Annotated in this window: 27 protein-coding genes; 16 read left to right on the forward strand and 11 right to left on the reverse strand. The window is 41.9% G+C overall.

The genetic code is table 11. The annotated features are described in order from the left end of the window. Positions 1-5: 5 nt before the first annotated feature. Complete coding sequence (locus FOF60_RS07840; RefSeq protein WP_225649847.1) at positions 6-1,823, forward strand: ABC transporter ATP-binding protein; 1,818 nt, start codon at positions 6-8, stop codon at positions 1,821-1,823. A 146-nt stretch (positions 1,824-1,969) separates the two neighbouring features. Further along, positions 1,970-2,914, forward strand: coding sequence for a DUF4349 domain-containing protein (locus FOF60_RS07845; RefSeq protein WP_225649849.1), 945 nt, complete (start codon positions 1,970-1,972; stop codon positions 2,912-2,914). A 142-nt stretch (positions 2,915-3,056) separates the two neighbouring features. On the opposite strand, the gene rnjA is transcribed toward FOF60_RS07845, so the two are convergent. Both rnjA and FOF60_RS07855 read right to left on the reverse strand, forming a co-directional pair. Beyond that, positions 3,057-4,724: a ribonuclease J1 gene (rnjA, locus tag FOF60_RS07850; protein ID WP_192470193.1), complete on the reverse strand. Its 1,668-nt coding sequence runs from the start codon at positions 4,722-4,724 to the stop codon at positions 3,057-3,059. Between the two features lie 3 nt (positions 4,725-4,727). After that, positions 4,728-4,940, reverse strand: coding sequence for a DNA-dependent RNA polymerase subunit epsilon (locus FOF60_RS07855; protein ID WP_192470194.1), 213 nt, complete (start codon positions 4,938-4,940; stop codon positions 4,728-4,730). A gap of 644 nt (positions 4,941-5,584) precedes the next feature. Here FOF60_RS07855 and FOF60_RS07860 point away from each other — a divergent pair. Continuing rightward, complete coding sequence (locus FOF60_RS07860; RefSeq protein WP_192470195.1) at positions 5,585-6,355, forward strand: Cof-type HAD-IIB family hydrolase; 771 nt, start codon at positions 5,585-5,587, stop codon at positions 6,353-6,355. A gap of 81 nt (positions 6,356-6,436) precedes the next feature. Here the strand turns inward: FOF60_RS07860 and def are convergent, their stop codons facing one another. The 3 genes from def to FOF60_RS07875 form a co-directional block, all read right to left on the reverse strand. Next, complete coding sequence (gene def / locus FOF60_RS07865) at positions 6,437-6,991, reverse strand: peptide deformylase (protein ID WP_192470196.1); 555 nt, start codon at positions 6,989-6,991, stop codon at positions 6,437-6,439. A gap of 127 nt (positions 6,992-7,118) precedes the next feature. Further along, entirely contained in the window at positions 7,119-7,256 is a 138-nt protein-coding gene (locus tag FOF60_RS07870) for a hypothetical protein (RefSeq protein ID WP_192470197.1), read from the reverse strand. Between the two features lie 54 nt (positions 7,257-7,310). Beyond that, a complete protein-coding gene (locus FOF60_RS07875) occupies positions 7,311-7,436 on the reverse strand; it encodes a YjcZ family sporulation protein (protein ID WP_192470198.1) in 126 nt (41 codons plus the stop codon). Between the two features lie 246 nt (positions 7,437-7,682). Between FOF60_RS07875 and FOF60_RS07880 the strand changes: the two genes are divergently transcribed. The 5 genes from FOF60_RS07880 to lpdA all read left to right on the forward strand — a co-directional run bounded on the left by FOF60_RS07880 (position 7,683) and on the right by lpdA (position 13,884). Beyond that, the gene (locus FOF60_RS07880; RefSeq protein ID WP_225649851.1) at positions 7,683-8,363 is read left to right on the forward strand and encodes a YkyA family protein; all 681 of its coding nucleotides are present in this window, start codon (positions 7,683-7,685) and stop codon (positions 8,361-8,363) included. Positions 8,364-8,954: 591 nt separating this feature from the next. After that, a complete protein-coding gene (pdhA, locus tag FOF60_RS07885) occupies positions 8,955-10,070 on the forward strand; it encodes a pyruvate dehydrogenase (acetyl-transferring) E1 component subunit alpha (protein WP_192470199.1) in 1,116 nt (371 codons plus the stop codon). A 3-nt stretch (positions 10,071-10,073) separates the two neighbouring features. Continuing rightward, the gene (locus FOF60_RS07890) at positions 10,074-11,051 is read left to right on the forward strand and encodes an alpha-ketoacid dehydrogenase subunit beta (RefSeq protein WP_102262045.1); all 978 of its coding nucleotides are present in this window, start codon (positions 10,074-10,076) and stop codon (positions 11,049-11,051) included. Between the two features lie 49 nt (positions 11,052-11,100). After that, complete coding sequence (locus tag FOF60_RS07895) at positions 11,101-12,471, forward strand: dihydrolipoamide acetyltransferase family protein (RefSeq protein WP_192470200.1); 1,371 nt, start codon at positions 11,101-11,103, stop codon at positions 12,469-12,471. A gap of 3 nt (positions 12,472-12,474) precedes the next feature. Then, on the forward strand, positions 12,475-13,884 hold the full coding sequence (lpdA, locus tag FOF60_RS07900; RefSeq protein WP_192470201.1) for a dihydrolipoyl dehydrogenase: 1,410 nt from the start codon (positions 12,475-12,477) through the stop codon (positions 13,882-13,884). 36 nt (positions 13,885-13,920) lie between these two features. Here the strand turns inward: lpdA and FOF60_RS07905 are convergent, their stop codons facing one another. Beyond that, entirely contained in the window at positions 13,921-14,298 is a 378-nt protein-coding gene (locus FOF60_RS07905; RefSeq protein ID WP_192470202.1) for a small peptidoglycan-associated lipoprotein, read from the reverse strand. A 526-nt stretch (positions 14,299-14,824) separates the two neighbouring features. Here FOF60_RS07905 and FOF60_RS07915 point away from each other — a divergent pair. Then, positions 14,825-15,697 (forward strand): polysaccharide deacetylase family protein, encoded by an 873-nt coding sequence (locus tag FOF60_RS07915; RefSeq protein WP_225649855.1) that lies wholly within the window; start codon positions 14,825-14,827, stop codon positions 15,695-15,697. Positions 15,698-15,780: 83 nt separating this feature from the next. Here the strand turns inward: FOF60_RS07915 and FOF60_RS07920 are convergent, their stop codons facing one another. Continuing rightward, complete coding sequence (locus tag FOF60_RS07920; protein ID WP_192470203.1) at positions 15,781-16,215, reverse strand: DUF1885 family protein; 435 nt, start codon at positions 16,213-16,215, stop codon at positions 15,781-15,783. A gap of 159 nt (positions 16,216-16,374) precedes the next feature. Here FOF60_RS07920 and FOF60_RS07925 point away from each other — a divergent pair, with 159 nt between their 5' ends. Continuing rightward, positions 16,375-16,674: a DUF3055 domain-containing protein gene (locus FOF60_RS07925; protein ID WP_192470204.1), complete on the forward strand. Its 300-nt coding sequence runs from the start codon at positions 16,375-16,377 to the stop codon at positions 16,672-16,674. A 281-nt stretch (positions 16,675-16,955) separates the two neighbouring features. After that, complete coding sequence (locus tag FOF60_RS07930; RefSeq protein WP_023615067.1) at positions 16,956-17,078, forward strand: GapA-binding peptide SR1P; 123 nt, start codon at positions 16,956-16,958, stop codon at positions 17,076-17,078. A 233-nt stretch (positions 17,079-17,311) separates the two neighbouring features. On the opposite strand, the gene FOF60_RS07935 is transcribed toward FOF60_RS07930, so the two are convergent. After that, on the reverse strand, positions 17,312-18,781 hold the full coding sequence (locus FOF60_RS07935; RefSeq protein ID WP_192470205.1) for an aminotransferase class I/II-fold pyridoxal phosphate-dependent enzyme: 1,470 nt from the start codon (positions 18,779-18,781) through the stop codon (positions 17,312-17,314). Between the two features lie 213 nt (positions 18,782-18,994). Here FOF60_RS07935 and FOF60_RS07940 point away from each other — a divergent pair, with 213 nt between their 5' ends. Then, positions 18,995-19,954, forward strand: coding sequence for an NAD(P)H-dependent flavin oxidoreductase (locus FOF60_RS07940; protein WP_192470206.1), 960 nt, complete (start codon positions 18,995-18,997; stop codon positions 19,952-19,954). A gap of 103 nt (positions 19,955-20,057) precedes the next feature. Beyond that, on the forward strand, positions 20,058-20,345 hold the full coding sequence (locus FOF60_RS07945; protein WP_192470207.1) for a UPF0223 family protein: 288 nt from the start codon (positions 20,058-20,060) through the stop codon (positions 20,343-20,345). A gap of 210 nt (positions 20,346-20,555) precedes the next feature. On the opposite strand, the gene FOF60_RS07950 is transcribed toward FOF60_RS07945, so the two are convergent. Both FOF60_RS07950 and FOF60_RS07955 read right to left on the reverse strand, forming a co-directional pair. Continuing rightward, positions 20,556-20,708 (reverse strand): hypothetical protein, encoded by a 153-nt coding sequence (locus FOF60_RS07950; RefSeq protein WP_192470208.1) that lies wholly within the window; start codon positions 20,706-20,708, stop codon positions 20,556-20,558. A gap of 55 nt (positions 20,709-20,763) precedes the next feature. Then, a complete protein-coding gene (locus FOF60_RS07955; protein ID WP_192470209.1) occupies positions 20,764-21,384 on the reverse strand; it encodes a YktB family protein in 621 nt (206 codons plus the stop codon). 168 nt (positions 21,385-21,552) lie between these two features. On the opposite strand from FOF60_RS07955, the gene FOF60_RS07960 reads away from it, so the two are divergent. From FOF60_RS07960 to FOF60_RS07970, 3 genes are all read left to right on the forward strand, one after another. Then, positions 21,553-21,747, forward strand: coding sequence for a hypothetical protein (locus tag FOF60_RS07960; protein ID WP_192470210.1), 195 nt, complete (start codon positions 21,553-21,555; stop codon positions 21,745-21,747). A gap of 454 nt (positions 21,748-22,201) precedes the next feature. After that, the gene (locus FOF60_RS07965; RefSeq protein ID WP_192470211.1) at positions 22,202-23,005 is read left to right on the forward strand and encodes an inositol monophosphatase family protein; all 804 of its coding nucleotides are present in this window, start codon (positions 22,202-22,204) and stop codon (positions 23,003-23,005) included. Between the two features lie 85 nt (positions 23,006-23,090). Beyond that, positions 23,091-23,459, forward strand: coding sequence for a GNAT family N-acetyltransferase (locus FOF60_RS07970; RefSeq protein WP_192470212.1), 369 nt, complete (start codon positions 23,091-23,093; stop codon positions 23,457-23,459). Positions 23,460-23,505: 46 nt separating this feature from the next. Here the strand turns inward: FOF60_RS07970 and FOF60_RS07975 are convergent, their stop codons facing one another. Next, positions 23,506-23,691, reverse strand: a complete 186-nt coding sequence (locus tag FOF60_RS07975) for a YlaF family protein (protein WP_192470213.1) — start codon at positions 23,689-23,691, stop codon at positions 23,506-23,508. Between the last annotated feature and the right edge of the window lie 110 nt (positions 23,692-23,801).

Consider the following 23,801-nt stretch of genomic DNA (forward strand, 5'->3'; position numbering starts at 1 on the left):
AGATTTTGAGCAAGAAAGGTAACTCTCAAGTTTTGAAAAGGTTCCATTATTCTACTGACCAGGTTATTGATAAGCCATTTAACTGGAAACAGATGTCGAGGCTTTTCGGTTATATGCTCCCATATAAAAAGACGCTTGTGCCGCTGTCGATTGCCATGGTATTAATCACGACAGCAGTAAGACTGGCAATCCCAATTCTGATTGGGATCTACACTCTTGACAGAGCCGTTAAAAATAAAGACGCAACTATGCTTTTTTGGCTCGTCGCGCTCATAGGAGGGCTTTATACTGCTTCCTATATTGCGAACATATACAGAATCCGCTGGATGAATCAATTAGGCCAGAACGTTATATATGATTTGCGAAAACATTTATTTACGCATGTGCAAAATCTATCCCATCGCTTTTTTGACCAGCGTTCAGCTGGATCCATACTCGTGCGGATCATGAATGACATCAACTCCCTTCAGGAATTGTTCACTAATGGTGTCATCAATTTATTGATGGACATTGTTCTGCTGGTGGGCATCTTCTTTATCCTGTTCTCGTTAAGTCCGCAGCTTACGCTGGCAATCATGATTATTTTACCGATCATGTTCTTCATCTCAACAAAGCTGAGGAAAAACATCAGGCGCTCCTGGCAGGATGTTCGCATGAAACAATCCAAGCTAAATTCCCACCTGAATGAAAGTATTCAGGGTATCAGGGTTACACAATCTTTTACGCAGGAAAAGGAAAACATGGCTTTTTTTGATGGAGTAAACGATGAGACCTTCCAGAGCTGGAAGTCGGCTTCGCAGAAAAATGCGATGTTCCGTCCGATGGTTGAACTGACCAATGCACTTGGTACGGCAGTATTAATTTGGTATGGAGCAAGTTTGATTCAAAATGGTACGATCTCAATTGGTGTATTCGTTTCATTTGCCTTCTATCTTGGCATGTTCTGGGAGCCAATCTCCAGGCTGGGCCAGGTATATAACCAGTTATTGATGGGGATGGCTTCATCGGAACGAATCTTCGAGTTTCTTGACGAGAAGCCGATTGTTTCTGAGGCTGATCATCCGGTTGAGCTTGAGGATATGCGAGGAGAAATCAAATTTGATAAAGTCGTCTTTTCATATGATGATAAGAGAACGGCGCTTAAGGGGATCAGTCTCGAAATGAAGGCTGGACAGACGGTGGCCCTCGTTGGTCATACAGGGTCAGGGAAGACAACGATTGCCAATTTAATCAGCCGGTTCTATGATCCTACTTCCGGCAGAGTAATGGTTGACGGTCATGACCTAAAAGAAGTCTCCATAGGCAGCTTGAGGAGGCATATCAGTATCGTCCTGCAGGATACCTTTATTTTTTCAGGGACAATCTACGATAATATTCTGTTCGGCAGGCCGGATGCGGCAGAGGAAGATGTAATAGCTGCTGCAGAAGCTGTTGGAGCAGCCGAATTCATTAAGAAGCTGCCTAATGGATATAAAACAGAAGTAGAAGAAAGGGGTAATACCCTCTCAGTCGGTGAAAGACAGCTCCTTTCTTTCGCCAGGGCGCTGCTTGCCAATCCGCGAATCTTGATCATGGATGAAGCGACAGCGAGCATTGATACCGAAACAGAAATGAAAATCCAGAAAGCACTAAAAACCCTGTTGAACGGCCGTACGGCTATCATAATTGCCCATAGACTATCGACCATCAGGGAAGCGGATAATATCTTCGTGCTAGAGAATGGATTGATCATCGAGCAAGGTAATCATGACCAGCTTATGAATCTCGAAGGAGAGTATCATGATCTTGTCAAAGCACAATTTAATATGCTAGATGCAGTGTAAATGTAGAAAGCCTTCTTCGTGAAGGCTTTTTTGCACTAATCTTGATGAAACTAATAGGGGGGCATCCACTTTATTATGCATTCTGTAACTTTTTGACAGAGTTACCGTCAAATTCATAAATAGAAGTGTTTCAAGGGGGCCTTTCATTGTTGAAAAAAATATCTATTATAAGTATTTTGTTTGTGTTTTTGCTGGCAGGCTGCAGCGGTGGTATGTCACAGGAAAAGATCAGTTCTGAAGGGGATATGAATTCTTCTGCTGACATGGAAAATGTAAGTGAGGATATTGGTTTTTCAGAAGACGAAAAACAAGTTGCTGACGCTGGAGAGAAATCGAAAGCAGAGGGACAGTCCGACAAGGGTGCAGATGAATCGGCTGCTCAGCGGATGGTCATCTATAATGCTGAAATGGATATCAGGGTTAAAAATTTTGAAAATGCGCGAAATGCCCTAGAAGAGAAGGCCAAGCGTTACAATGGCTATATCGTACAGTCTGATTCGAACCGTTATGATGACGTGCAGCAAAGTGGAACGATGACATTCAGAATCCCACAGGAGCATTTCCAGGCATTCTTAACAGACGCCGAAGGTCTTTCTGTTCAAGTTAACAATCGCCGTGTGAGCGGGCAGGACGTTACTGAGGAGTATGTAGACCTGGAATCCAGGTTGAAATCGAAAAGAGCTGTCGAAGCCAGATTACTTGAGTTTATGAAAGGAGCTCAGAAAACAGAGGATCTCTTGAAGATTTCATCGGATTTGGCAAATGTTCAGGAACAGATTGAACAAATAGCAGGAAGGAAGAAATACCTCGAAAACCAGACGGCACTTTCAACAGTTACTATAACATTACAAGAAAATGAAGTGCCAGTCCCGAAAATAGATAATGAGAGCTTGAACACCTGGCAAAAAATTAAAAAGCAGTTTGCTGATAATATCAACATCCTGCTGGCGGCAGGCTCAGGAATCATTGTTTTCCTTATCGGCAACCTCCCTATCCTCATAATTGTAGGAGCGATTGTGGCCGCCATTATCTATTTTGTCAGAAAGAAAGCGGTGCAGGGACAAAACAATAATGTAGATTCTGAAAGCTAAGGATAAGAAGTGCAAGTGCCCTGTTAGGTTATGTTCTGAAGCAGGGGTAAAGAAAATCCATTTGTAGTGATCCACAGTGTAATAATGTTTTCCTGAAAAAGACATCAAAAAACCGTTGCGACATTCCGCAACGGTTTTTCTTTTATACCTCCATAATGATCGGCAGGATCATTGGACGGCGTTTTGTTTTTTCGTAGAGGAAAGGTGCAAGCGTGTCAGTGATTTCGTTTTTGATTTCTGACCACTGAGTTGTTTTTCTTTCCATTACTTTATTTAAGTGCTTATTGATCAGGCTTTGTGCGTCGTTGATCAGGTCGCCAGATTCGCGCATATAGACAAATCCGCGTGAAATCAGGTCAGGACCCGCAGCAATCTTGAATTCCTTCATATTGATGCTAACTACTACAACGACAAGGCCTTCCTCGGATAGGATACGGCGGTCGCGAAGAACAATGTTCCCTATATCGCCAACACCACTTCCATCAATGTAGACATTGCCGGAAGGAATCTTGCCAGCTACGCCAACCTCATTATCGCCAAGAGCAAGTACTTCACCGTTATCCATGATAAAGCAGTTCTCTTCAGGAACTCCACAATCAGTAGCGAGTTTGCTATGCATCTTTTGCATGCGGTACTCGCCATGGATAGGCATAAAGTATTTTGGTTTGATCAGGCGAAGCATCAATTTCTGCTCTTCCTGACCACCGTGTCCTGAAGTATGGATGTCGTTCAATGAACCGTGGATAACATCAGCACCTGCACGGGACAGCATGTTGATTGTCCTGTTAACGCTGATCGTGTTGCCAGGGATCGGAGAAGACGAGAATACTACAGTATCGCCAGGCTGAATTTGGATTTGGCGGTGTGTACCGTTCGCAATCCTCGATAAAGCAGCCATTGGCTCGCCCTGACTTCCGGTACAAAGGATTGTAACCTGGTTGGCAGGGAGTCTGTTGATTTGCTGCGCATCAATGAATGTATCCTTTGGCGCATTGATATAACCAAGTTCTTGTCCGATAGTAATCGCCGATTCCATGCTTCGTCCGAATACAGCAACTTTTCTGCTGTTTGCGACCGCAGCTTCGACAACCTGCTGTAAGCGATGGATATTGGAAGCGAAAGTAGCAAAGATGATCCGTCCATCTACTTTTCGGAAAATATCATGAATGCTTTCACCAACACGGCGCTCAGACATCGTGAAGTGCGGAACCTCGGCATTTGTACTGTCCGAAAGTAAGCAAAGAACACCTTCTTTGCCGATTTCAGCCATTTTAGTCAAATTGGCTGGTTCACCTACTGGTGTAAAATCAAACTTAAAATCGCCAGTGTGGACGATTTGGCCAGGAGGCGTTTTCACTACGACACCATATGAATCAGGGATACTGTGTGTAGTCCTGAAGAAAGTGACCGAAGTTTTACGGAACTTAATGATGTCGTCTTCCTTGATTTCGATCAGCTTCGCTTTTCGCAACAAACCGTGCTCTTCAAGCTTGTTTCTGATCAGGCCGAGTGCCAGCTTGCCGCCATAGATTGGGACATTGATTTCGCGCAGTAAATAAGGGATACCGCCGATGTGGTCTTCGTGGCCATGGGTAATGAATAGGCCCTTGATTTTGTCTTCATTTTTTACCAGGTAGGAATAGTCAGGGATAACATAATCGATACCCAGTAATTCATCTTCTGGGAATTTAATGCCGGCATCGATCAGGATGATTTCATCCTGGAACTGTACCCCATAGGTATTCTTGCCGATTTCGCCTAGTCCACCGAGCGCGAAAACGGCTGTTTGGTCATTTTTAACGAATTTCATAAATTATTCGATCTCCAATACTTCAAAGTTTTCTTTTTGCTTCTCATACTCAAAATAGTTACCCTCAACTGCCTCAACATATTCAATATTATATTGGCGATCAGCTATTTTTGTCCGTACATCTCTTTCACTGTCGGCTTTTACATAAATGGTTTGTGTTTTTTCGCGAACTGGTACTTGCTTGTTGGATTCCTGGAAGTAAACTTTAAAAATCATTAAAAATCTCTCTCCTTAAATTAACTTTTTCTATTTTATAGGCAATTTCCGATGAAACATTTTGAAGGTTTATGCGATTCCCTGCCGGGGATATACCAAAAGTAGACGAACCGAATTGTAGGTAAAGCATAACTCTGTCAAAACGATAAACGAAATCCGCCATATATTAAAATTAACAATGTTACCATTGTTATTATCCATCGTGTCATGTTTTCCGCTATTAACCAATTTACAATAAGGAAGGAGCCCTTCGCAAGTTTGAAGGGCTCAAAAAGTTAAGCGATTGTTTTTTTTCGAAGCAAATCTTTCCACTGTTTTAAAAGCTTCTTTCTTAGCTTCTTTAACATAGTGGATCATCTCCTTAGTTCTTATTTTAAACTATCCTTGTCCAAAGTAAAGTAAACAAGGAAAAGTTTAACTAAGATTATTTTTCAAATTCCTATCTTTTTGTTTATATTATATGATGAAATAGCAAATTTTTTCATGGGTATTGATGGAATGACATAAATTGTCATTGTTTTGACACAGTTTTAGACTTCGTATTTCTGTACATGCACGCAATGATTTGGTAGACTACCTGGATTACATAATGCAAAACAATAAGTAAGAAAATAACTATAATTATTGCATTGAAGGAGAAGGTCATGAGCAAAATCGTATTTTTTGATATAGATGGTACACTGTTGGACCATGATAAGAACCTGCCGGACTCTACAAAAGAGGCAATTGTTACATTGAAAAATAATGGGGTTTTTGTAGCCATTGCTACAGGGAGGGCTCCATTTATGTTCGAATACTTGAGAGAAGAGCTGGAGATAGATTCTTTTGTCAGCTTTAATGGCCAATATGTGGTGTTTGAAGGGGAGCCAATCAGCCAGAATCCCTTGAATAATGGAAAGATAGAAGAACTTTATTTCGAAGCTGCTGATAAGGGCCACCCAGTGGTTTTTATGAACCATATGACGATGAAATCATCAGTGAAGCACCATGAATACATTGAAAAAAGCCTGGGGGGCCTGAAGTTCGCCCATCCTGAACACGATGACCGGTTTTATGTAGACCGCGACCTCTATCAAACGCTATTGTTCTGTGAAGAAGGTCAGGAAAAGTATTATAGGGAGACCTACCCTGAGTTTAACTTTATCAGGTGGCACCCATACTCTGTTGATATCCTGCCAGCAGGAGGGTCTAAAGCGGAAGGAATCAAGAAGATGGTGGAGCGATTAGGTTTCAAACGGGAAGATGTATACGCTTTTGGTGATGGGTTGAATGACCTTGAGATGATTCAAGCAGTAGGCACGGGGGTGGCCATGGGCAATTCTGTTCCTGAATTAAAGAAACTCGCCAATATGGTTACCCGCGATGTAGACGACGATGGAATCTGGCACGGTTTGAAAGAGCTGGAATTGATATAGTTCTAACCGATTTAGCCAAAGCATGCATTGTTATTAAGTTGGTTAAAGCCAAAAAAAGCCGAATCACTCAGGATTCGGCTTTTATCTTTCCACTGGTTTCGCATCAGGAATTTCAGTATATGGATCTTGTTTATTAATGTGGTCGTAAAACATGATGCCATTTAAATGATCGATTTCATGCTGGAATACAATTGCTGGCAGCCCTTTTAGGCGAAGTTTGACTTCATTTCCTTCAAGGTCTATTCCTTTTACGGTTATCCTGGCATATCTCGGCACATATCCAGGGATTGATTCATCAACCGACAGGCACCCTTCACCGGCTGCAAGATAGGAACGTTCTACCGAATGGCTGATAATTTTTGGGTTGAAGAGGGCATGGCTTAGTAAATTATCTTTTTCATCTGTTACATGAACAGCAATCATTCTTTTCGATACATTTATTTGCGGTGCGGCAAGACCGATTCCGGGACGGAGTCCATGTTTTTGGGCAATTTCTGGGTCCTGGCTGTTTTTAACATATTCAATCAGGCTTTCAAGCACTGCCTTATCTTCCTGTGAAGGGGGCATAGGAACCTCTTCCGCGACTTTTCGGAGCACGGGATGTCCATCACGGACGATATCATTCATCGTCAACATTAACTTCACCTCTAGTATGTAATAATGTTAAGTCTAACAAATGAACAGTAAAAAGTTAACTAGAAATGTTAAAAGAGAGAGGGACTTGCCCTCCCCCCTTCCTTACTGCATAAGAAAGCATATAGCACTAAGATTGGTGTCCAGCTCCAGCGCCTAGCCAGTTTTCATCCTTGCTAGTGCTTCCATGAGTATCTTGCGAGAAGCATAAGCTTTGAGCAGCTCGAGTCGTTTCGGCCCTGTCATTGAAGTCAAAGAGCGACTTCATTGCCAGGACCTCCAACGCTTGTCGGGGCTGACCAAGGCGCTTACGCTATTCTAATTAAAACTTCCAGCAGGCGCAGCCAACAATGATCAGAAGGATGAACAATACGACAATTAAAGCGAATCCGCCGCCATAGCCTACTCCTGCAACAGGATAACCACATCCATATCCGTGACCGTACATCAGGATACCTCCTTAAATGTGTTTTTCGCCCGTGAATCGGTCGATTGCTATAGCCTATGCAAGAGAAAATTTTAGGTATAGGCTCAAGCCTAAAGCATAAACAGAAGAAGGGATGTATATATATAGGGTGAGGACAAGCATTCGCCACTTCAAACCAGAACAATAATCCTGCGAATTTTCATATCTATTGTCAAATCTCGCCGCAATCGCTATAGTAAAATTGGTATTAATGAGGAGGTTATTATTTTGTCCATATTCAAAAAAATAAGTTTAGCTATTATTATGATGGCTGGAATTTTCAGTCTAGCTGGGTGTCTGGACAAGCAATCACCAGAGGAAAAGATGTTTGAAGCACTTGAGAAGGTTGTATCAATTGAAAAGGGATTTGAGGACCAGCAGGACCCGCTTGTTGAGTTGGAAAAGAAGGAAAAAGAAATTTATGAAAAAATCATTTCACTTGGAATGAAGGAATATGATCAAATTGTGAAGCTGGCAGATGAGGCGCTGGCTTTAGCTGACAAACGCGCAGAGCATATTGAGAAAGAAAAAGAAAGTATAGATGAGTCCGAAAAAGAGTTCGAGAATGTAGATGAGATCATCAAGGAAATTGATGACGCAAAACTTAAGAAGCAGGCAACTGGACTGCAGGCGACTATGAAAGAAAGATATGAAACCCACGATAAGCTGTACGAGAATTATAAAAAAGGCCTTCAATATGACAAAGAGCTTTATGAAATGCTTAAAGATAAGGAACTAAGCTTTGAAAAGCTCGAAGAACAAATCAATAAAGTGAATGAAGTATATGAAATTGTCTTGACTAACAATCAGGAGTTCAATGATAAGACGGACCAGTATAATCAAGAGAAGATGGATTTTTATAAAAATGCTGGAATAGAAGTTAGTTCGGATAAGGAAAATAATGAGTAAGAAGTGAGCCGCTTTGAGATTAAGCGGCTTTTTTTTGTTGCTTCGAAATAGGTATATGATCGGAAGTAGCGGGGTGCATCTTCATGCTAATTGGCGAATTAAGCATTTTTAATACCAATTTACAGCACTAATACAGTCTGAATTAAAAGTAATTTATTATAGTACAGTAATTGATAAAAAGTAATACAGTTGCTTTTCTGAGATAATAACATAGAGATAGTGAATAAAATTAAAAAAGATGAAACATAGTATTTGACGGACTTATTTTCGTGATGTAAACTAAAAAACGAATGAGCGGATTGTATTACTCTATTTTTCATTTCCACTGATACAGTATTTCTGGTGCAAGAATGGACAAATAAAAGTTTTTTTATGGTAGATCTGTGGAAAACTAAAGAATGGTGTGTTCATATGGTGTTCAGATAGGAGTTGTTTTATAAAACTTCCTTGAAACATTCTAAACGACCAAGAAAAACAATTCAGCTCTGACAGGTATTTAGAAACCCGGGGAAGTTTATCCTGATATTGGGTAACCTATTTTTGTATATTCAATTTAAAATTCATGAAGTATGAAAGGAAGAGGTGGCTCTGATGGCATCTAAAACAAAAAACAATACTGTTGATGCAATGAAGCAGCTCGAAAAGATTGAAAGTCAATTCGAGATGTTCCAGATTTTGAATGAAGAGGGCGAAGTCGTTAATGAAGCGGCAATGCCTGAGCTTTCAGATGAGCAATTACAAGAATTAATGAAGCGTATGGTTTATACAAGGATTCTGGACCAGCGTTCAATTTCATTGAACCGCCAGGGACGCCTAGGATTCTATGCTCCTACAGCAGGACAGGAAGCTTCCCAGCTTGCATCTCAATTCGCACTTGAGAAAGAAGATTTCATTCTTCCAGGATACCGTGATGTCCCGCAAATGATCTGGCATGGACTTCCGCTAACGCAAGCTTTCTTATTCTCACGCGGACACTTCAAAGGTAACCAAATTCCTGAAGGTGTAAATGTTATTTCACCTCAAATCATCATTGGTGCACAATATATCCAGGCTGCAGGAGTAGCACTTGGAATGAAGAAACGCGGAACAAAAGCAGTTGCTGTTACTTACACAGGTGATGGCGGTTCTTCTCAAGGTGACTTCTACGAAGGTATCAACTTTGCAGGTGCATACAAAGCGCCAGCAATCTTCTTCGTACAAAACAACCGTTTCGCAATCTCTACTCCAGTAGAAAAGCAGACTGCTGCACAGACAATTGCTCAAAAAGCTGTTGCTGCAGGTATCCCTGGTATCCAGGTTGACGGAATGGACCCTCTTGCAGTTTACGCTGTAACTCTTGAAGCACGTAAGCGCGCAGTTAATGGAGAAGGACCTACATTGATCGAAACAATGACTTACCGTTACGGACCTCATACAATGGCTGGTGATGATCCAACTCGTTACCGTACATCTGATCTGGACAATGAATGGGAAAAGAAAGATCCATTAGTTCGTTTCCGTAAGTTCCTCGAGAAGAAAAACCTGTGGACTGAAGAAATGGAAAACGAAACAATCGAACAAGCAAAGGAAGAAATCAAAAACGCTATCAAAGAAGCGGATGATACTCCTAAGCAAAAAGTAACTGACCTTATGGAAATCATGTATGAAGAAATGCCAGACTACTTAAAAGAGCAGTATGAAATATATAAAGAGAAGGAGTCGAAGTAAGCCATGGCTCAAATGACAATGATTCAAGCAATTACAGACGCTCTTCGCGTAGAGATGAAGAACGATCCAAACGTACTTGTATTCGGGGAAGATGTAGGCGTAAACGGCGGTGTATTCCGTGCTACTGAAGGCCTGCAAAATGAATTTGGTGAAGACCGTGTATTTGATACACCACTAGCGGAATCCGGTATCGGCGGATTGGCTATTGGTCTTGCGCTGCAAGGCTATCGTCCAGTTCCTGAAATCCAATTCTTCGGTTTTGTCTTCGAAGTTATGGATTCTATCGCAGGACAAATGGCTCGTATGCGTTACCGTTCAGGCGGCCGCTACAGCTCACCGGTTACTATCCGCTCGCCATTCGGGGGAGGCGTACATACTCCAGAGATGCACGCTGACAGCCTTGAAGGAATGGTCGCACAGCAGCCTGGCTTAAAAGTCGTAATTCCTTCAACTCCATATGATGCAAAAGGATTGCTGATTTCTTCAATCCGCGATAATGATCCAGTCATTTTCTTAGAACACATGAAGCTTTACCGCTCTTTCCGTCAGGAAGTACCAGAGGAAGAATACACAATTCCTCTAGGGAAAGCAGATGTTAAGCGTGAAGGAAAAGACCTGTCCATTATCACTTATGGTGCTATGGTCCATGAATCATTAAAGGCAGCAGAAGAGCTTGAAAAAGAAGGATACTCTGTAGAAGTAATCGACTTAAGAACTGTCATGCCTTTCGATATTGAAACAATCATCGCTTCTGTGGAAAAAACAGGAAGAGCGATTGTCGTGCAGGAAGCTCAAAAACAAGCTGGTATGGCTGGACAGATTGTTGCAGAAATCAACGATCGTGCAATCCTTAGCCTTGAGGCACCAGTATTGCGTGTAGCAGCTCCAGATACAGTTTTTGCATTCTCTCAAGCAGAATCTGTATGGCTGCCTAACTACAAAGATGTAATTGCAACAGCTAAAAAAGTACTTACATTCTAATTAAACGCTCAAATTAATAAGGTTGAAAAACATAGGAGGGTGAATTCCATTGGCATTCCAATTTAAGCTGCCAGACATCGGCGAAGGTATTCACGAAGGTGAAATAGTCAAGTGGTTCGTAAAGCCTGGCGATAAAGTTCAGGAAGACGATGTACTTTGCGAAGTGCAGAATGACAAAGCAGTAGTAGAAATTCCTTCACCTGTAGCTGGTACAGTCGAAGAAGTTTTAGTAGATGAAGGAACAGTAGCAACAGTAGGACAGGTTCTTGTAACCTTTGATGCTCCTGGCTACGAGCACCTTAAGTTCAAAGGTGAAGAAGAAGATGCACCTGCTGAACAGCCTAAACAGGAAAAGACAGAAGCTCAGGTTCAATCTACTTTAGAATCCGGACAAAAAATTGAGAAAGAAGCAGCAGATGCTCCTGCTCCTGCAGGCGCAACTGGTGCTGGCGCAGCGGCTGCACCACAAGCAGAGGTCGACCCTAACCGCCGCATCGTGGCTATGCCATCTGTCCGTAAATATGCACGTGAAAAAGGTGTTGATATTCGTCAGGTTGCTGGTTCAGGAAAGAATGGCCGCATCGTGAAGGATGACATCGACAGCTTCCTAAGCGGAGGCGCTCCTGCAGCAGCTGCACCACAAGCAGATCAAGCACAGGCACCACAAGCTGATGAGGCACCTAAAGCTGCAGCTGCTCAGGCTATTCCAGAAGGACAATACCCTGAGACACGCGAGAAGATGAGCGGAATCAGAAAAGCGATCGCTAAGGCAATGGTTAATTCCAAGCATACAGCTCCACACGTAACTTTAATGGACGAAGTGGATGTAGCAAAGCTTGTGGCGCATCGCAAGAAGTTCAAAGAAGTGGCTGCAGAAAAAGGAATCAAGCTTACATTCCTTCCTTATGTGGTAAAAGCATTAACAAGTGCATTGCGTGAATACCCAGCATTGAACACATCATTAGATGATGCAACAAGCGAAATCGTTCACAAGCACTATTATAATATTGGTATTGCAGCAGACACAGACAAAGGCTTGCTTGTTCCAGTCGTAAAGGACGCTGACCGTAAATCAGTATTCTCTATCTCTAATGAGATCAATGAACTAGCAGGAAAAGCTCGTGATGGCAAGCTTGCTCCAGATGAAATGAAGGGTGCTTCATGCACTATCACGAACATCGGCTCTGCTGGCGGACAATGGTTCACTCCAGTCATCAACCATCCGGAAGTAGCGATCCTTGGTATCGGACGAATTGCTGAGAAGCCAGTTGTTAAAGATGGTGAGATTGTTGCTGCTCCTGTACTGGCGCTTTCCCTAAGCTTCGATCATCGAATGATTGACGGCGCTACTGCACAGCACGCATTGAATCACATCAAGCGCCTGTTGAACGATCCAGAACTATTGTTAATGGAGGGGTAATAAATGGTAGTAGGAGATTTTCCAATCGAAACTGATACTCTTGTCATTGGTGCCGGACCTGGCGGATATGTGGCAGCGATTCGCGCTGCCCAGCTAGGCCAAAAAGTAACAATCGTAGAAAAAGCAACTCTTGGCGGAGTGTGCCTGAACGTCGGATGTATTCCTTCAAAAGCTTTAATTTCTGCAGGCCATAGATACGAAAACGCTAAGCATTCTGAAGACATGGGGATCAAAGCAGAAAACGTCACGCTTGATTTCTCAAAAGTTCAGGAATTTAAGGCTGGAGTAGTTAAAAAACTTACTGGCGGCGTTGAGGGTTTATTGAAAGGCAACAAAATCGATATCGTAAGCGGAGAAGCGTATTTCGTTGATTCCAATACGATTCGTGTGATGGATGAGAATTCAGCACAGACATATACTTTCAAAAATGCAATCATTGCAACTGGATCCCGTCCTATCGAAATCCCAGCTTTCAAGTACTCCAAGCGCGTGCTTGATTCAACAGGAGCACTTAACCTCCAGGAGCTGCCAAAAAGCATTGTTGTTATTGGCGGCGGGTACATTGGTACTGAGCTTGGCGGAGCATACGCAAGCTTTGGCACTAAGGTAACAATTCTTGAAGGTGCAGACGAAATTCTTAATGGATTCGAAAAACAGATGTCAGCTCTTGTAAAACGCAACCTTAAGAAGAAGGGTGCAGAAATCATTACTAAGGCCCTTGCAAAAGGTGTCGACGAAACTGACTCTGGCGTAACAGTTAAATATGAAGCAAATGGTGAAGAAAAGAGTATCGAAGCAGACTACGTGTTTGTCATGGTAGGAAGAAAGCCTAACACGGATGAACTAGGCCTTGAGCAGGTAGGCATCGAGATGTCTGATCGCGGTGTTATCAAAATTGACAAGCAATGCCGTACAAGTGTAAGCAACATCTATGCGATCGGTGACATTGTTGAAGGGCCTCCACTAGCACATAAAGCTTCTTACGAAGGCAAGATTGCCGCTGAAGCAATCGCTGGACATCCTTCAGAAATCGACTACCTGGCTATTCCGGCAGTAGTCTTCTCTGATCCAGAATTAGCATCAGTAGGCTACTCTGAAAAGGAAGCGAAAGATGCTGGCATTGATATTACAGCATCTAAGTTCCCATTCGCTGCAAATGGCCGTGCACTATCACTTAACCAGACAGACGGCTTCTTGAAGCTGATCACACGTAAAGAAGATGACATTGTCATCGGTGCGCAGATTGCTGGTCCGAATGCTTCTGACATGATCGCAGAGCTCGGCCTTGCAATCGAAGCAGGCATGACTGCTGAAGACCTTGCAATGACAATCCACGCTCACCCAACTCTCGGTGAGATTACGATGGAAGCTGCAGAAGTAGCACTTGGTAACCCGATTCATATCGTAAAGTAACATGAAAAAGTCCTTTCCATCAGGAAAGGACTTTTTTTATTCATTATTCAAAACTGCTGATAAAGGTTCGATGATCTGGTCCTTTGTTACATTGCCATTCACATTGGCAAGTACCTGGTCCTGATGGACAATCAGGATAGCAGGAAATTGTTTTACCTTAAAAAGGTCATAATATTTATTGGCATTGGCAACAGGAATGACAACAATATTATCAAATGCAGAAGGATAATCTTTCTTTAATTCTATAATGGCATCATAATAGGATGCTTCCTGTTTATAGTTCTCATCATCAGAAAAGAAAACGACTTGTTTAATATCTCCATTTAGCTCCAAATCATCTGAATCGTTGACTGGGTTGCAAGAAGCCGTGAGAAATAGGAACGTTGCGACAAAAACAAAAGACAAGCTTTTCATTTATCTTTGCCTCACTTTTTTTCGGAATATTGTTTCACCATCTAACTGTTTGTCCATATTCTATCACAGCAATTTCCAAAAGAATGGAATGTTATTGATTTGTTACATAATTGAAAAATATCCTAACCATCAAGACATATACTAGTAAAAAGATTTGAATGTTTAACCTAACGTGACTTGGGAATAAGATAATTTAGACATGGTGGTGGAGGATTTGAAAGTGTATGCAGTAATGCTGCTTCAATTCATTATCTGGAGTGGGTATACCTTAATAGAATGGCTATCCAAACACGATCATCCGATTTATAATGGTATTATGTTCTTGGTATTTTTCTATTTAGCCATAATAATAGGCAATCATATCATGAAATCCACTAGGAAAACCTTTTTTATAACGGTCTTGAGCTTGGCTATTTATGGGTCGATCCATATGACAATGTCTTTTATTTCTTGAAGTACTGAGCATGTAAAAAATTATAATCCATCAGCTTTGTCAGCGAAGAATTACCAGCGGGAGGGAAAAGTCTTGAAAAAAACAGTAGTTTCAATGATTGCTGCTTCGGTGATTTTAGCCGGATGCGGGGCTGCAGAAGAAGCGCAGAAGCCAGAAGGCACCAGTGAAGAGCAAAAAGAACAAGTCTTAAATGATGAAAAAGCCGCAGAGGAAAAGCCGGAAACAGAAGCTGCAGAACCAGAGGAGAAACCAGCTGAAGAGGAAAATAAGAGCGAAGAAGTAGTACAGGCATCACCACAATATAAGATGAAAGGCGATTTTTCTATCCAAAATATCGATAATCCAGATGAAAAAATTGTTTTATTGACAATTGACGATGCTCCGGATAAAAATGCTCTTGAAATGGCCAAGACGTTAAAAGATTTAAATGTAAAAGCCATCTTTTTTGTAAATGGCCACTTCCTTGATACTCCCGAAGAAGGGGAAGTTCTAAAGCAAATTCATCGAATGGGCTTTCCAATTGGGAACCATACATATAATCACAAATCGTTAAGGGAATTATCCGAGGAGCAGCAAAGGAAAGAAATTGTAGATCTTAATGACAGAGTCGAGGAACTGATTGGTGAAAGGCCGGAATTCTTCAGGGCTCCATTCGGAATGAACACTGATTACAGCAAGCAGCTGGCCGCAGATGAGAAAATGCTGTTAATGAATTGGACCTATGGTTATGATTGGGAAAAGGATTACCAATCAAAGGAAGCTCTTGCGGATATTATGGTGAATACGCCTTTACTACGGAATGGAGCGAATTTGCTGATGCATGACAGGCAGTGGACAAGCGAAGCACTGGGGGATATCGTAAAAGGCTTGCAAGATAAGGGATATAAAGTCGTCGATCCTGAACTTATCGAAACTCCTGCAAATAAAGAAACGGCTGCCCAGTAGCAGCCGTTTTTGATGTTTTAAAATGTCAATTGGTGCGAACTTAGAGTTCCGTTTGGTACGGAACCCGAAAGTGTTTCCTAGAGTTATTTGCGTGGATAGAAGTACATAATCCTTCCATTGAATAAATGGAGCTCGCCCTGCAATTTTTTACCCAGGAACTTACTGAATTCATTTGCTTTTCCTTTGTCCCCAGCTGTCGCTGTAGGAGGAAGTGTAATTTGTATGTATGATTGTTCGCGTTCTGTTCCGTTTTCGTCGACAACTGCCTCTTTATCAACGCCGATTAGTATGGCATTATAACGGTCTTGGGATGATTGCAGGTAGAACCATATGCCTTTCCCATCCTCTTTTTCCTTCAGATCATAAGGAAATGCTGAATTTTCATAATTCCAAGCAACCTGATCACCTGTTTTAGCAGTAATTTCCTTATAGTAATTAAATAAATCCTTTAGTTCTTCAGTGGAAATGGCTTGCTGAGATGATGATGGTACAAGTTTAATATAAGCATTACTAGACATCGTCCAATCCCCTTTTCCTATCTATTCTTTCCCATTTTATCACTCCTGAAAAAGCATTGACAATAGAATAAAAGCTTTTTAACTTCTTATACACTTGCCTTTTTGTCAAAAATAAATTATAATAATATTCTAAATATTTAATTAAAAAGGAGGAGGCATATGGAACTATTCGAAAAGCTTTATGATGAGCATGAAAAGGTTCACGTCAGGTTTGTGGGGTTTACTACTAATGACACTCGTTATGACTTTGGGATTGTCTCTACTAACATGTTTTTCGGAAAACCTCTGGTAGTCTGCATGCAGACGGGGCGTTCAGCACTCCTCGACCCTAAGGACATTGAAGACGTAGAATATTTGCAGAAAGCATTCCATATTACAGAAGTCCGGCAGGCTGAGGACCTTGCATTATTTTTCCAAGAAGAATTGCCGACAGCCCCGTTCCAGACTCAATACGAATAAGCGGGAGAAGAGAGCAGGCCAAAAAGGCCTGTTTTTTAGTTTCATGATATTCCATGATGAAAAGTTAACGCATAGGGCAACAATGATCTAACTTTTGAGCAAATAGTGTCATACTAATTGTTTTTAAGACATATATAATGGGTAAGTATAATAAAATTCACATTATATAAAATAAAAGTGTTATACAATTTAGGCTTGAAATCTTAATAGTGTTATATTATTATATAATTAGAAGTTGATGAAGCGCTTTCAAAAATCAAAACGAAAAGGAGTTTGAAAAGATGGGCACAATCGTTTGTCAAACTTGCAATGCTACAATTGACCATTTCGAAGATGAGAAAGTAACGGTATTATATTCAAAAAAATGCAACTGCTGCGACCATGAAGGTGCAGAGGAAAGATAAGAATAGATAAAAGGGCATGCAAAGCTGCATGCCCTCTTTTTTTACAAGATAAGAAAGTGTGAATTTTCACTTCGAGAATTGTCTAGCTCCAGCTCCTAGCCCCTCGAGTCGCTTATCTAGCTGCGGCTCCTAACTCCTCGAGACGTTTCGGTCTTGCCAATGAAGTCAAAGAGCGACTTTACAGTCAGGCCCTCCAACGCTTGTCGGGGCTGAACAAGGCGCTTGCGCTTTTCTTATCTGATTGCTTTGTGTTCCTTGATCACTCTGAAGGATTTAAGTTCATCATCCTCTGGACCTTGTACCGGAAGGCCGGCCTCCATATTGGTCTTGATATATACAAGGTTTTCTTCTGTAATGATCTCTCCTGGAATGAAAATTGGAATTCCTGGCGGATACACCATTACGAATTCTGCTATGATCCGTCCCTCAGATTCCTCTACAGGCACAACCTCGGTATCGGCGTAGAACGCATCCCGAGGTGTCAACGCTAGTAATGGGATATCCGGAAGCATAACTTCTGCATGCACCTTTTCCGCAAGATGGTGAAATTCTTTAGAAAGTTCACGTAAGGCCTTAACAAGAATTTCAGCTTCTTTTTGTGTGTCTCCAGGTGTGATGATGCACAGGATATTGTACAAATCCGAAAGTTCCACTTCGATATTGTATTTCTCGCGAAGCCATTTTTCGACCTCGTATCCAGTAATATTAAGGTCTTTGATGCTGATGAGTACTTTTGTCGGGTCAAAATCAAAGGTTGCATTCGTGCCAAGAAGGTCTTCTCCAGGGCAGTAAAGATGCTCAATTTCGTTTACCTGACCACGAATCCATTGCGCCAGCTTGATCGTCCTGTCAATGATGTCCCTTCCCTCAATGGCAAGTCTTCTTCTCGCCGTATCCAGTGATGCGAGCAACAGGTAAGAAGTAGAGGTGGTGGTCAGCATGCTGATGATAGATTGAACACGCTTAGAGGATACCAAACCTTCTTTTACATTCAGGATCGAGCTTTGCGTCATTGATCCGCCAAGCTTATGAACGCTTGTTGCAGCCATGTCAGCTCCTGCCTGCATGGCTGAAAGCGGAAGATCTTCATGGAAGTGGATATGGACCCCATGGGCTTCATCCACCAGAACTGGAACGTGGTAGGAATGAGCAATCTCAACGATTTTTTTCAAGTCAGCTGCAAAGCCGAAATACGTTGGGTTGATTACAAGAAGACCTTTTGCATCTGGATGCTGTTCCAGCGCCTTCTCGACTGAGTCAGTTGAGATTCCATGAGAAATTCCGAGCTTTTTATCAATCTCAGGATGGATAAAGATTGGAATGGCTCCGGAAAAAACAATAGCCGACATAATCGATTTATGAACGTTCCGTGGAACGATAATCTTGTCTCCAGGTCCGCAGACAGTCATGATCATGGTCATGATCGCGCCGCTTGTCCCTTGAACTGAAAAGAAAGTATGATCAGCGCCGAATGCTTCAGCGGCGAGTTCCTGGGCCTGCTTGATGATGCCCTTAGGCGAATGCAAGTCATCAAGGGGGCCGATGTTGATTAAATCAATGGACAGTGCATTGTCACCAATGAACTCTCTGAACTCAGGGTCAATCCCGCTCCCTTTTTTATGGCCGGGAATATGAAACTGGATCGGATTCTTTTCTGCGTGCGTTAATAGGCTTGTAAACAACGGTGTTTCTTTTTGTGACAATTGACGATCACACCTCTTTAATGTATTGGATTTACTTGTTTATAGGTTATGATTAGCTTTTGAAAAAATAAAACACATGCATTATAGCACTAATCAAGGTGTTTGCAAAGAAATTCAAAATATAATGAAAAACTGCGATTAGCATAAAGAAAACAGGAAATATGGGTCCTATAATAGAAGTATTAAAGAAACGGCATTTGAAGGAGAGGAAATATGAACTGGAATACAGATGTAACACACCTTTTAGGAATACAATACCCGATTGTTCAGGGAGGTCTTGCGTATCTGGCTTATTCAGAATTGGCCGCAGCTGTATCGAATGCAGGAGGACTGGGTCAAATAACAGCAATGTCTCTCCCGGACCCTGAGGCATTAAGACAAGAAATACATAAAGTCAGAATGCTGACTGACAAGCCATTCGGAGTTAATTTTGCCATCGGGCAGCATGGAAGGCCGTTTTCTCATTTTCTGGCTGTTGCTATAGAAGAAAATGTTCCTGTTATTTCGATGACAGGGGGAAACCCTGCACCGATTTTTGATCAGTTAAAAGGGACCGACATTAAAAAACTCGTCCTTGTAGCAGCGAAAAGGCAGGCGCAGAAAGCGGAGGAGCTAGGTGCAGATGCAGTGATGGTTGTTGGCCAGGAAGGCGGTGGACATTTAGGCAAGAGTGATATAGGAACGATGGTGCTTATTCCATCTGTAGTAGATGCAGTGAGCATACCTGTTATCGCTTCAGGTGGAATTGGTGATGGGAGAGGCCTGATGGCAGCGTTGAGTCTTGGAGCACAAGGGATAGAAATGGGTACACGCTTCATCGCTACCAAAGAATGCGTACATGCAAACGAGCTGTACAAGCAGAAGCTTGTTGAAGGCACCGAAAATGACACCACAGTAATTAAAAGGACGCTTGGGATGCCAGCAAGGGCGATTGCTGGCCCATTGACGGAAAAAATCCTCGAAATAGAGAAACAAGGCGGGGGTTATGAAGTATTAAAAGAGTTGATCAGCGGGAGTGCAAACCGTAAGTATATATATGAAGGTGATGAGGAAAATGGCTTTGGCTGGGCTGGTCAGGTGATGGGATTGATTAAAGACTCTCCATCAGTGGCTGAGCTCTTTGACAGAATCATCAAAGAAGCTGAAGAAATAAGAACTATATGGAGTAAGTGAGGTCCCATTTTCTTGCGATTCGATACAAATACCTGTACAATCGATAAACATACAAAGGATGCCCAGGAGCTGCCAGGGCATAGCACAAAAAGCAGGTGAAAGAATGGAATACCAGTATCCAATAGACTACACATGGTCTACAGATGAAATCGTTGTTGTTATTCATTTTTATGAATGCATTGAAAAGGCATATGAAAAAGGAATTGAACGAGATTCCTTACTTGATGCATACCGACGTTTTAAAGAAATAGTGCCAGGAAAGGCCCAGGAAAAAACACTTTTCAATGAATTTGAAGAAGTGAGTGGCTACGTACCATTCCAGGCAGTAAAAGCGATTAAAGAAACTGGCTCAGGTGAAAAGATAAAAGTAGTACAGAAAAGGAAAAAATAAGAACCAGATAAGAATGAAGAAAGAGCCCATGCAAAATGGGCTCTTTCTTTTGTCCAGCTCCGGCTCCTATTTCCTCGAGACGCTTGTCTAGCTGCGGCTCCTAACTCCTCGAGACGCTTCGGTCCTGCCAATGAAGTCAAAGAACGACTTCACTGTCAGGCCCTCCAGCGCTTGTCGGAGTTGGGCAGTCGCCCCCACTTTTCGATTTGTCTAGTGTCGCCTCCTAGAAACATCGGAAACCTCAACTCCGCCGGCAGAAGCAAAAAGCGCTTCTTTGTCGGAGTCTCCAGTTTCCATGTTTCTGGACAGTCGGCTATACCTTTCGATTTCTGCCCTGCCACTGAAGTCAAAGAACGACTTCACTGTCAGGTCCTCCAGCGCTTGTCGGAAATGGGCAGTCGCCTACGCATTTCAAGGTTTATGCCAATTTATATAGGGGTAATATTTCTTTAAATACAAACTCAATTTTGGAAAGCATTTCATCACCGCTTAGTTTAACAGCTTCCTCACGGGGGATGTTCAGGCCGCATAGGATTTCAGCTTTTTTAACGGTTTGCAGGCGCTTGAACATGGAAAGCAGTTCATCCTTGGAAAGCTCACTGTGAAGAGTCGCTTCTGGCTTCATATGGTCGATTGACCAATAGAAATCCTTTGGGGTCCTGGTGTAGATGGAATCGATATTATCTTCGAGTTTTTTACCGATGTTTTCCTTCTCTGGTGCTTCGTAAATTACAGCAAACCAGATAAAGACATGGGTTTCCCATAACCCAATCTGAAAATGGGGGAGCATCTTATAGCCTCTTGGGTTGCTGGCGAACGCTACCCAAGTATCCTTAGGCGGATTCTTCGTTCTCCTGGCATGTTTAGCGACATGGTAATGCATCTCATCGCCTGCAATGCTTGAGAGCGTTGGAGTGAAGTGTTGGCCGAGGTCTTCCAGTTTCGGGCGGATCTGGGATTTTAAAGCCTCCATTCGTTCATCGAGGCCGTCTATTTTGAAAACATCGAAATCTGCTTGTTCAAATCCTGTAAATGACAATATAAAAACCTCCTAGTACTTTGTCAAATATTGTAGCAAAATCTTTATGAAAAAAGAAGCGACAGGCATTTTTCCGAGTCCTGGGTATACGCACAAATTTGTACCACTGCCAACTGAAAATTCATACAATAAATAAAAAATCAGAAATTAATAGAGGAGTGTAAATTAATGAAACAACTGATAAACTCAACAAGAAAAAGAAATGGTGAACTACAAAGAACTGCTGTTCTGCGTTTGGAAATGGATTATGAATTAGCTACCCTTTTTGACGCGATGTCAGAATCTGATAAACCGAAAATGAAAGAATGCAAACAGAAGCTCGAAAGAATTCGACAAGAATTATTACGATTAAAAGCTTTGTAAGAAATAAAATGTTCTGCGAAAGAAGAAGGCAAGGTATGATGATAACAATGGAAAACTGCAGCAATCAAGACTCTTGACGAACTCCTGTAAAGCTGATGGAGTTCGTTTCTTATGTGAAAATGACCCATTAAAGTGCAAAAATGAAAGAACCGATCCTAAAAAAACATATAATTTTTAAGTCTTACAAGGCGACACTGCGGGCGAATGAAGGAATAAGCAATCTAAATGCCTAATTGATGGTATTATTGCAGCAGTGAATTTATAGGTTAATCATAATACCTCTGTCGGAGTAACCCATTGTGAAAAATAGTCATTTTACATCGTGGAATTTTGCATGTTCTATAGTTGCCGCGGGTAATCCTAATACTTGATGATATTGAACATTTTCCGATAAGCTTAAATAGATTCCTAAAGCTTGTTTGATCGTAAAAATATATGAACGGGGGAAAGCTGAATGGAATATAATCTGAAAGAAATTGATACATATGCGAAAAGCTGGATCAAGGAAGCCGGTGAAAATATCAGGGCTTCTTTTCCGGAGACTTTAAATGTTACCTCAAAATCAAATCCGAATGACCTGGTTACAGATATTGATAAAGGGACAGAGCAATATTTTATCGAGAAGATCAAAGGGACCTATCCTGACCATCGCATCATGGGCGAGGAAGGGTACGGAGACGAAGTGACATCTTTATCAGGAGTAGTCTGGATCATAGACCCAATCGATGGGACGATGAATTTTGTTCACCAGCAGCGGAATTTTGCGATTTCTATCGGCATTTATATTGATGGGGAAGGGATGATCGGACTCATCTATGATGTGGTCCACGATGAACTCTATCATTGCGTAAAAGGGAATGGTGTTTATTTAAACGAAAAAGCAATTCCGGAACTTACAGATGCAAAGGTGAGTGAAGCAATTATTGCTCTTAACGCTACCTGGGTGGCCCCTAATAAACGGATTGATCACGAGATGCTAATACCCCTGGTAAAAGACGTAAGAGGAACGCGTTCTTATGGTTCTGCGGCCATGGAAATGGTGTATGTCGCTACCGGGAGAATAGATGCTTATATGACACCAAGGCTTGCACCTTGGGACATTGCTGCCGGCATCATCATGATTAAGGAACTTGGCGGTGAAGCTACGGACCTTAGAGGAGGAGAGCTGGATTTGCTTCAGCAGAGTTCTTTGTTTGTGTCGAAGCCAAGCCTGCACAAGGAAATCCTTAAGAATTATCTAAAGGATGGAAAATGGTGACCTTAACCTGTCGGCCATTTGAAAATAAAGATTTCGTGTTTTTTCAGGAGTTAATATCCTCTAGCTCAAAATGGAGAAAAATGAATTGGGGAGCTTGTCTTTAGAAGAGTATATAGAACATTACAAAGGTTTTTCAGGTGAATGGAGGGTCTGGGAAAAGGCAGGAATTCCTGTGGCGGTATCTTATCACGTGGAATCGGCTTCCTCTAACCAAAAACCGTGGCTTGGCACCATATTAATAAAAGCGGAGGAAAGACGGCAGGGAATTGCATCAGCCATTATGGACCAGCTCTCTGATGAATTTAAAGAGAAGGGTCAAAAAGCTGTTTTTGCCGCTGTTCCTTTCGATGAATATGAATGGTCCAACTTCCTTACAGACTGCGGCTTTGAACAATTCAAGACAGATGAAAACAAGGGCGAAATCTTTTTGATCATGGTCCGCCCATTAGAATGACCGGCTGGAAACCCAGCCGGCCTTACTGTTAAGAAAAGAATAATTTCTAAAGTTCTCCTGCTTCTCTCATCTGCTTTTTCTTCTTAAAGCCGAATCCCATCACGAAAATTAGGGCGATTATACATGCCAGAGTACCGGCAATGCTCCTTTCACCGATGGCGATTCCAATACCAATCATGCATGAAGCGGCTGCAAATGCGAAAAATAATAATGGCCATTTTATCTGCTTCAAGGTGATTCTCCCCCATTCGACATTTGGTGCAAATAATAATATATTTAATTGTACAATAAAATGCTTTTAGGTTTCTACTCTTATTGTGTTATAATATGTAAGTTGTGTAA

It is taken from the genome of Mesobacillus jeotgali (genome assembly GCF_014856545.2).
In the GTDB taxonomy this organism is placed as follows: Bacteria; Bacillota; Bacilli; order Bacillales; family Cytobacillaceae; genus Mesobacillus.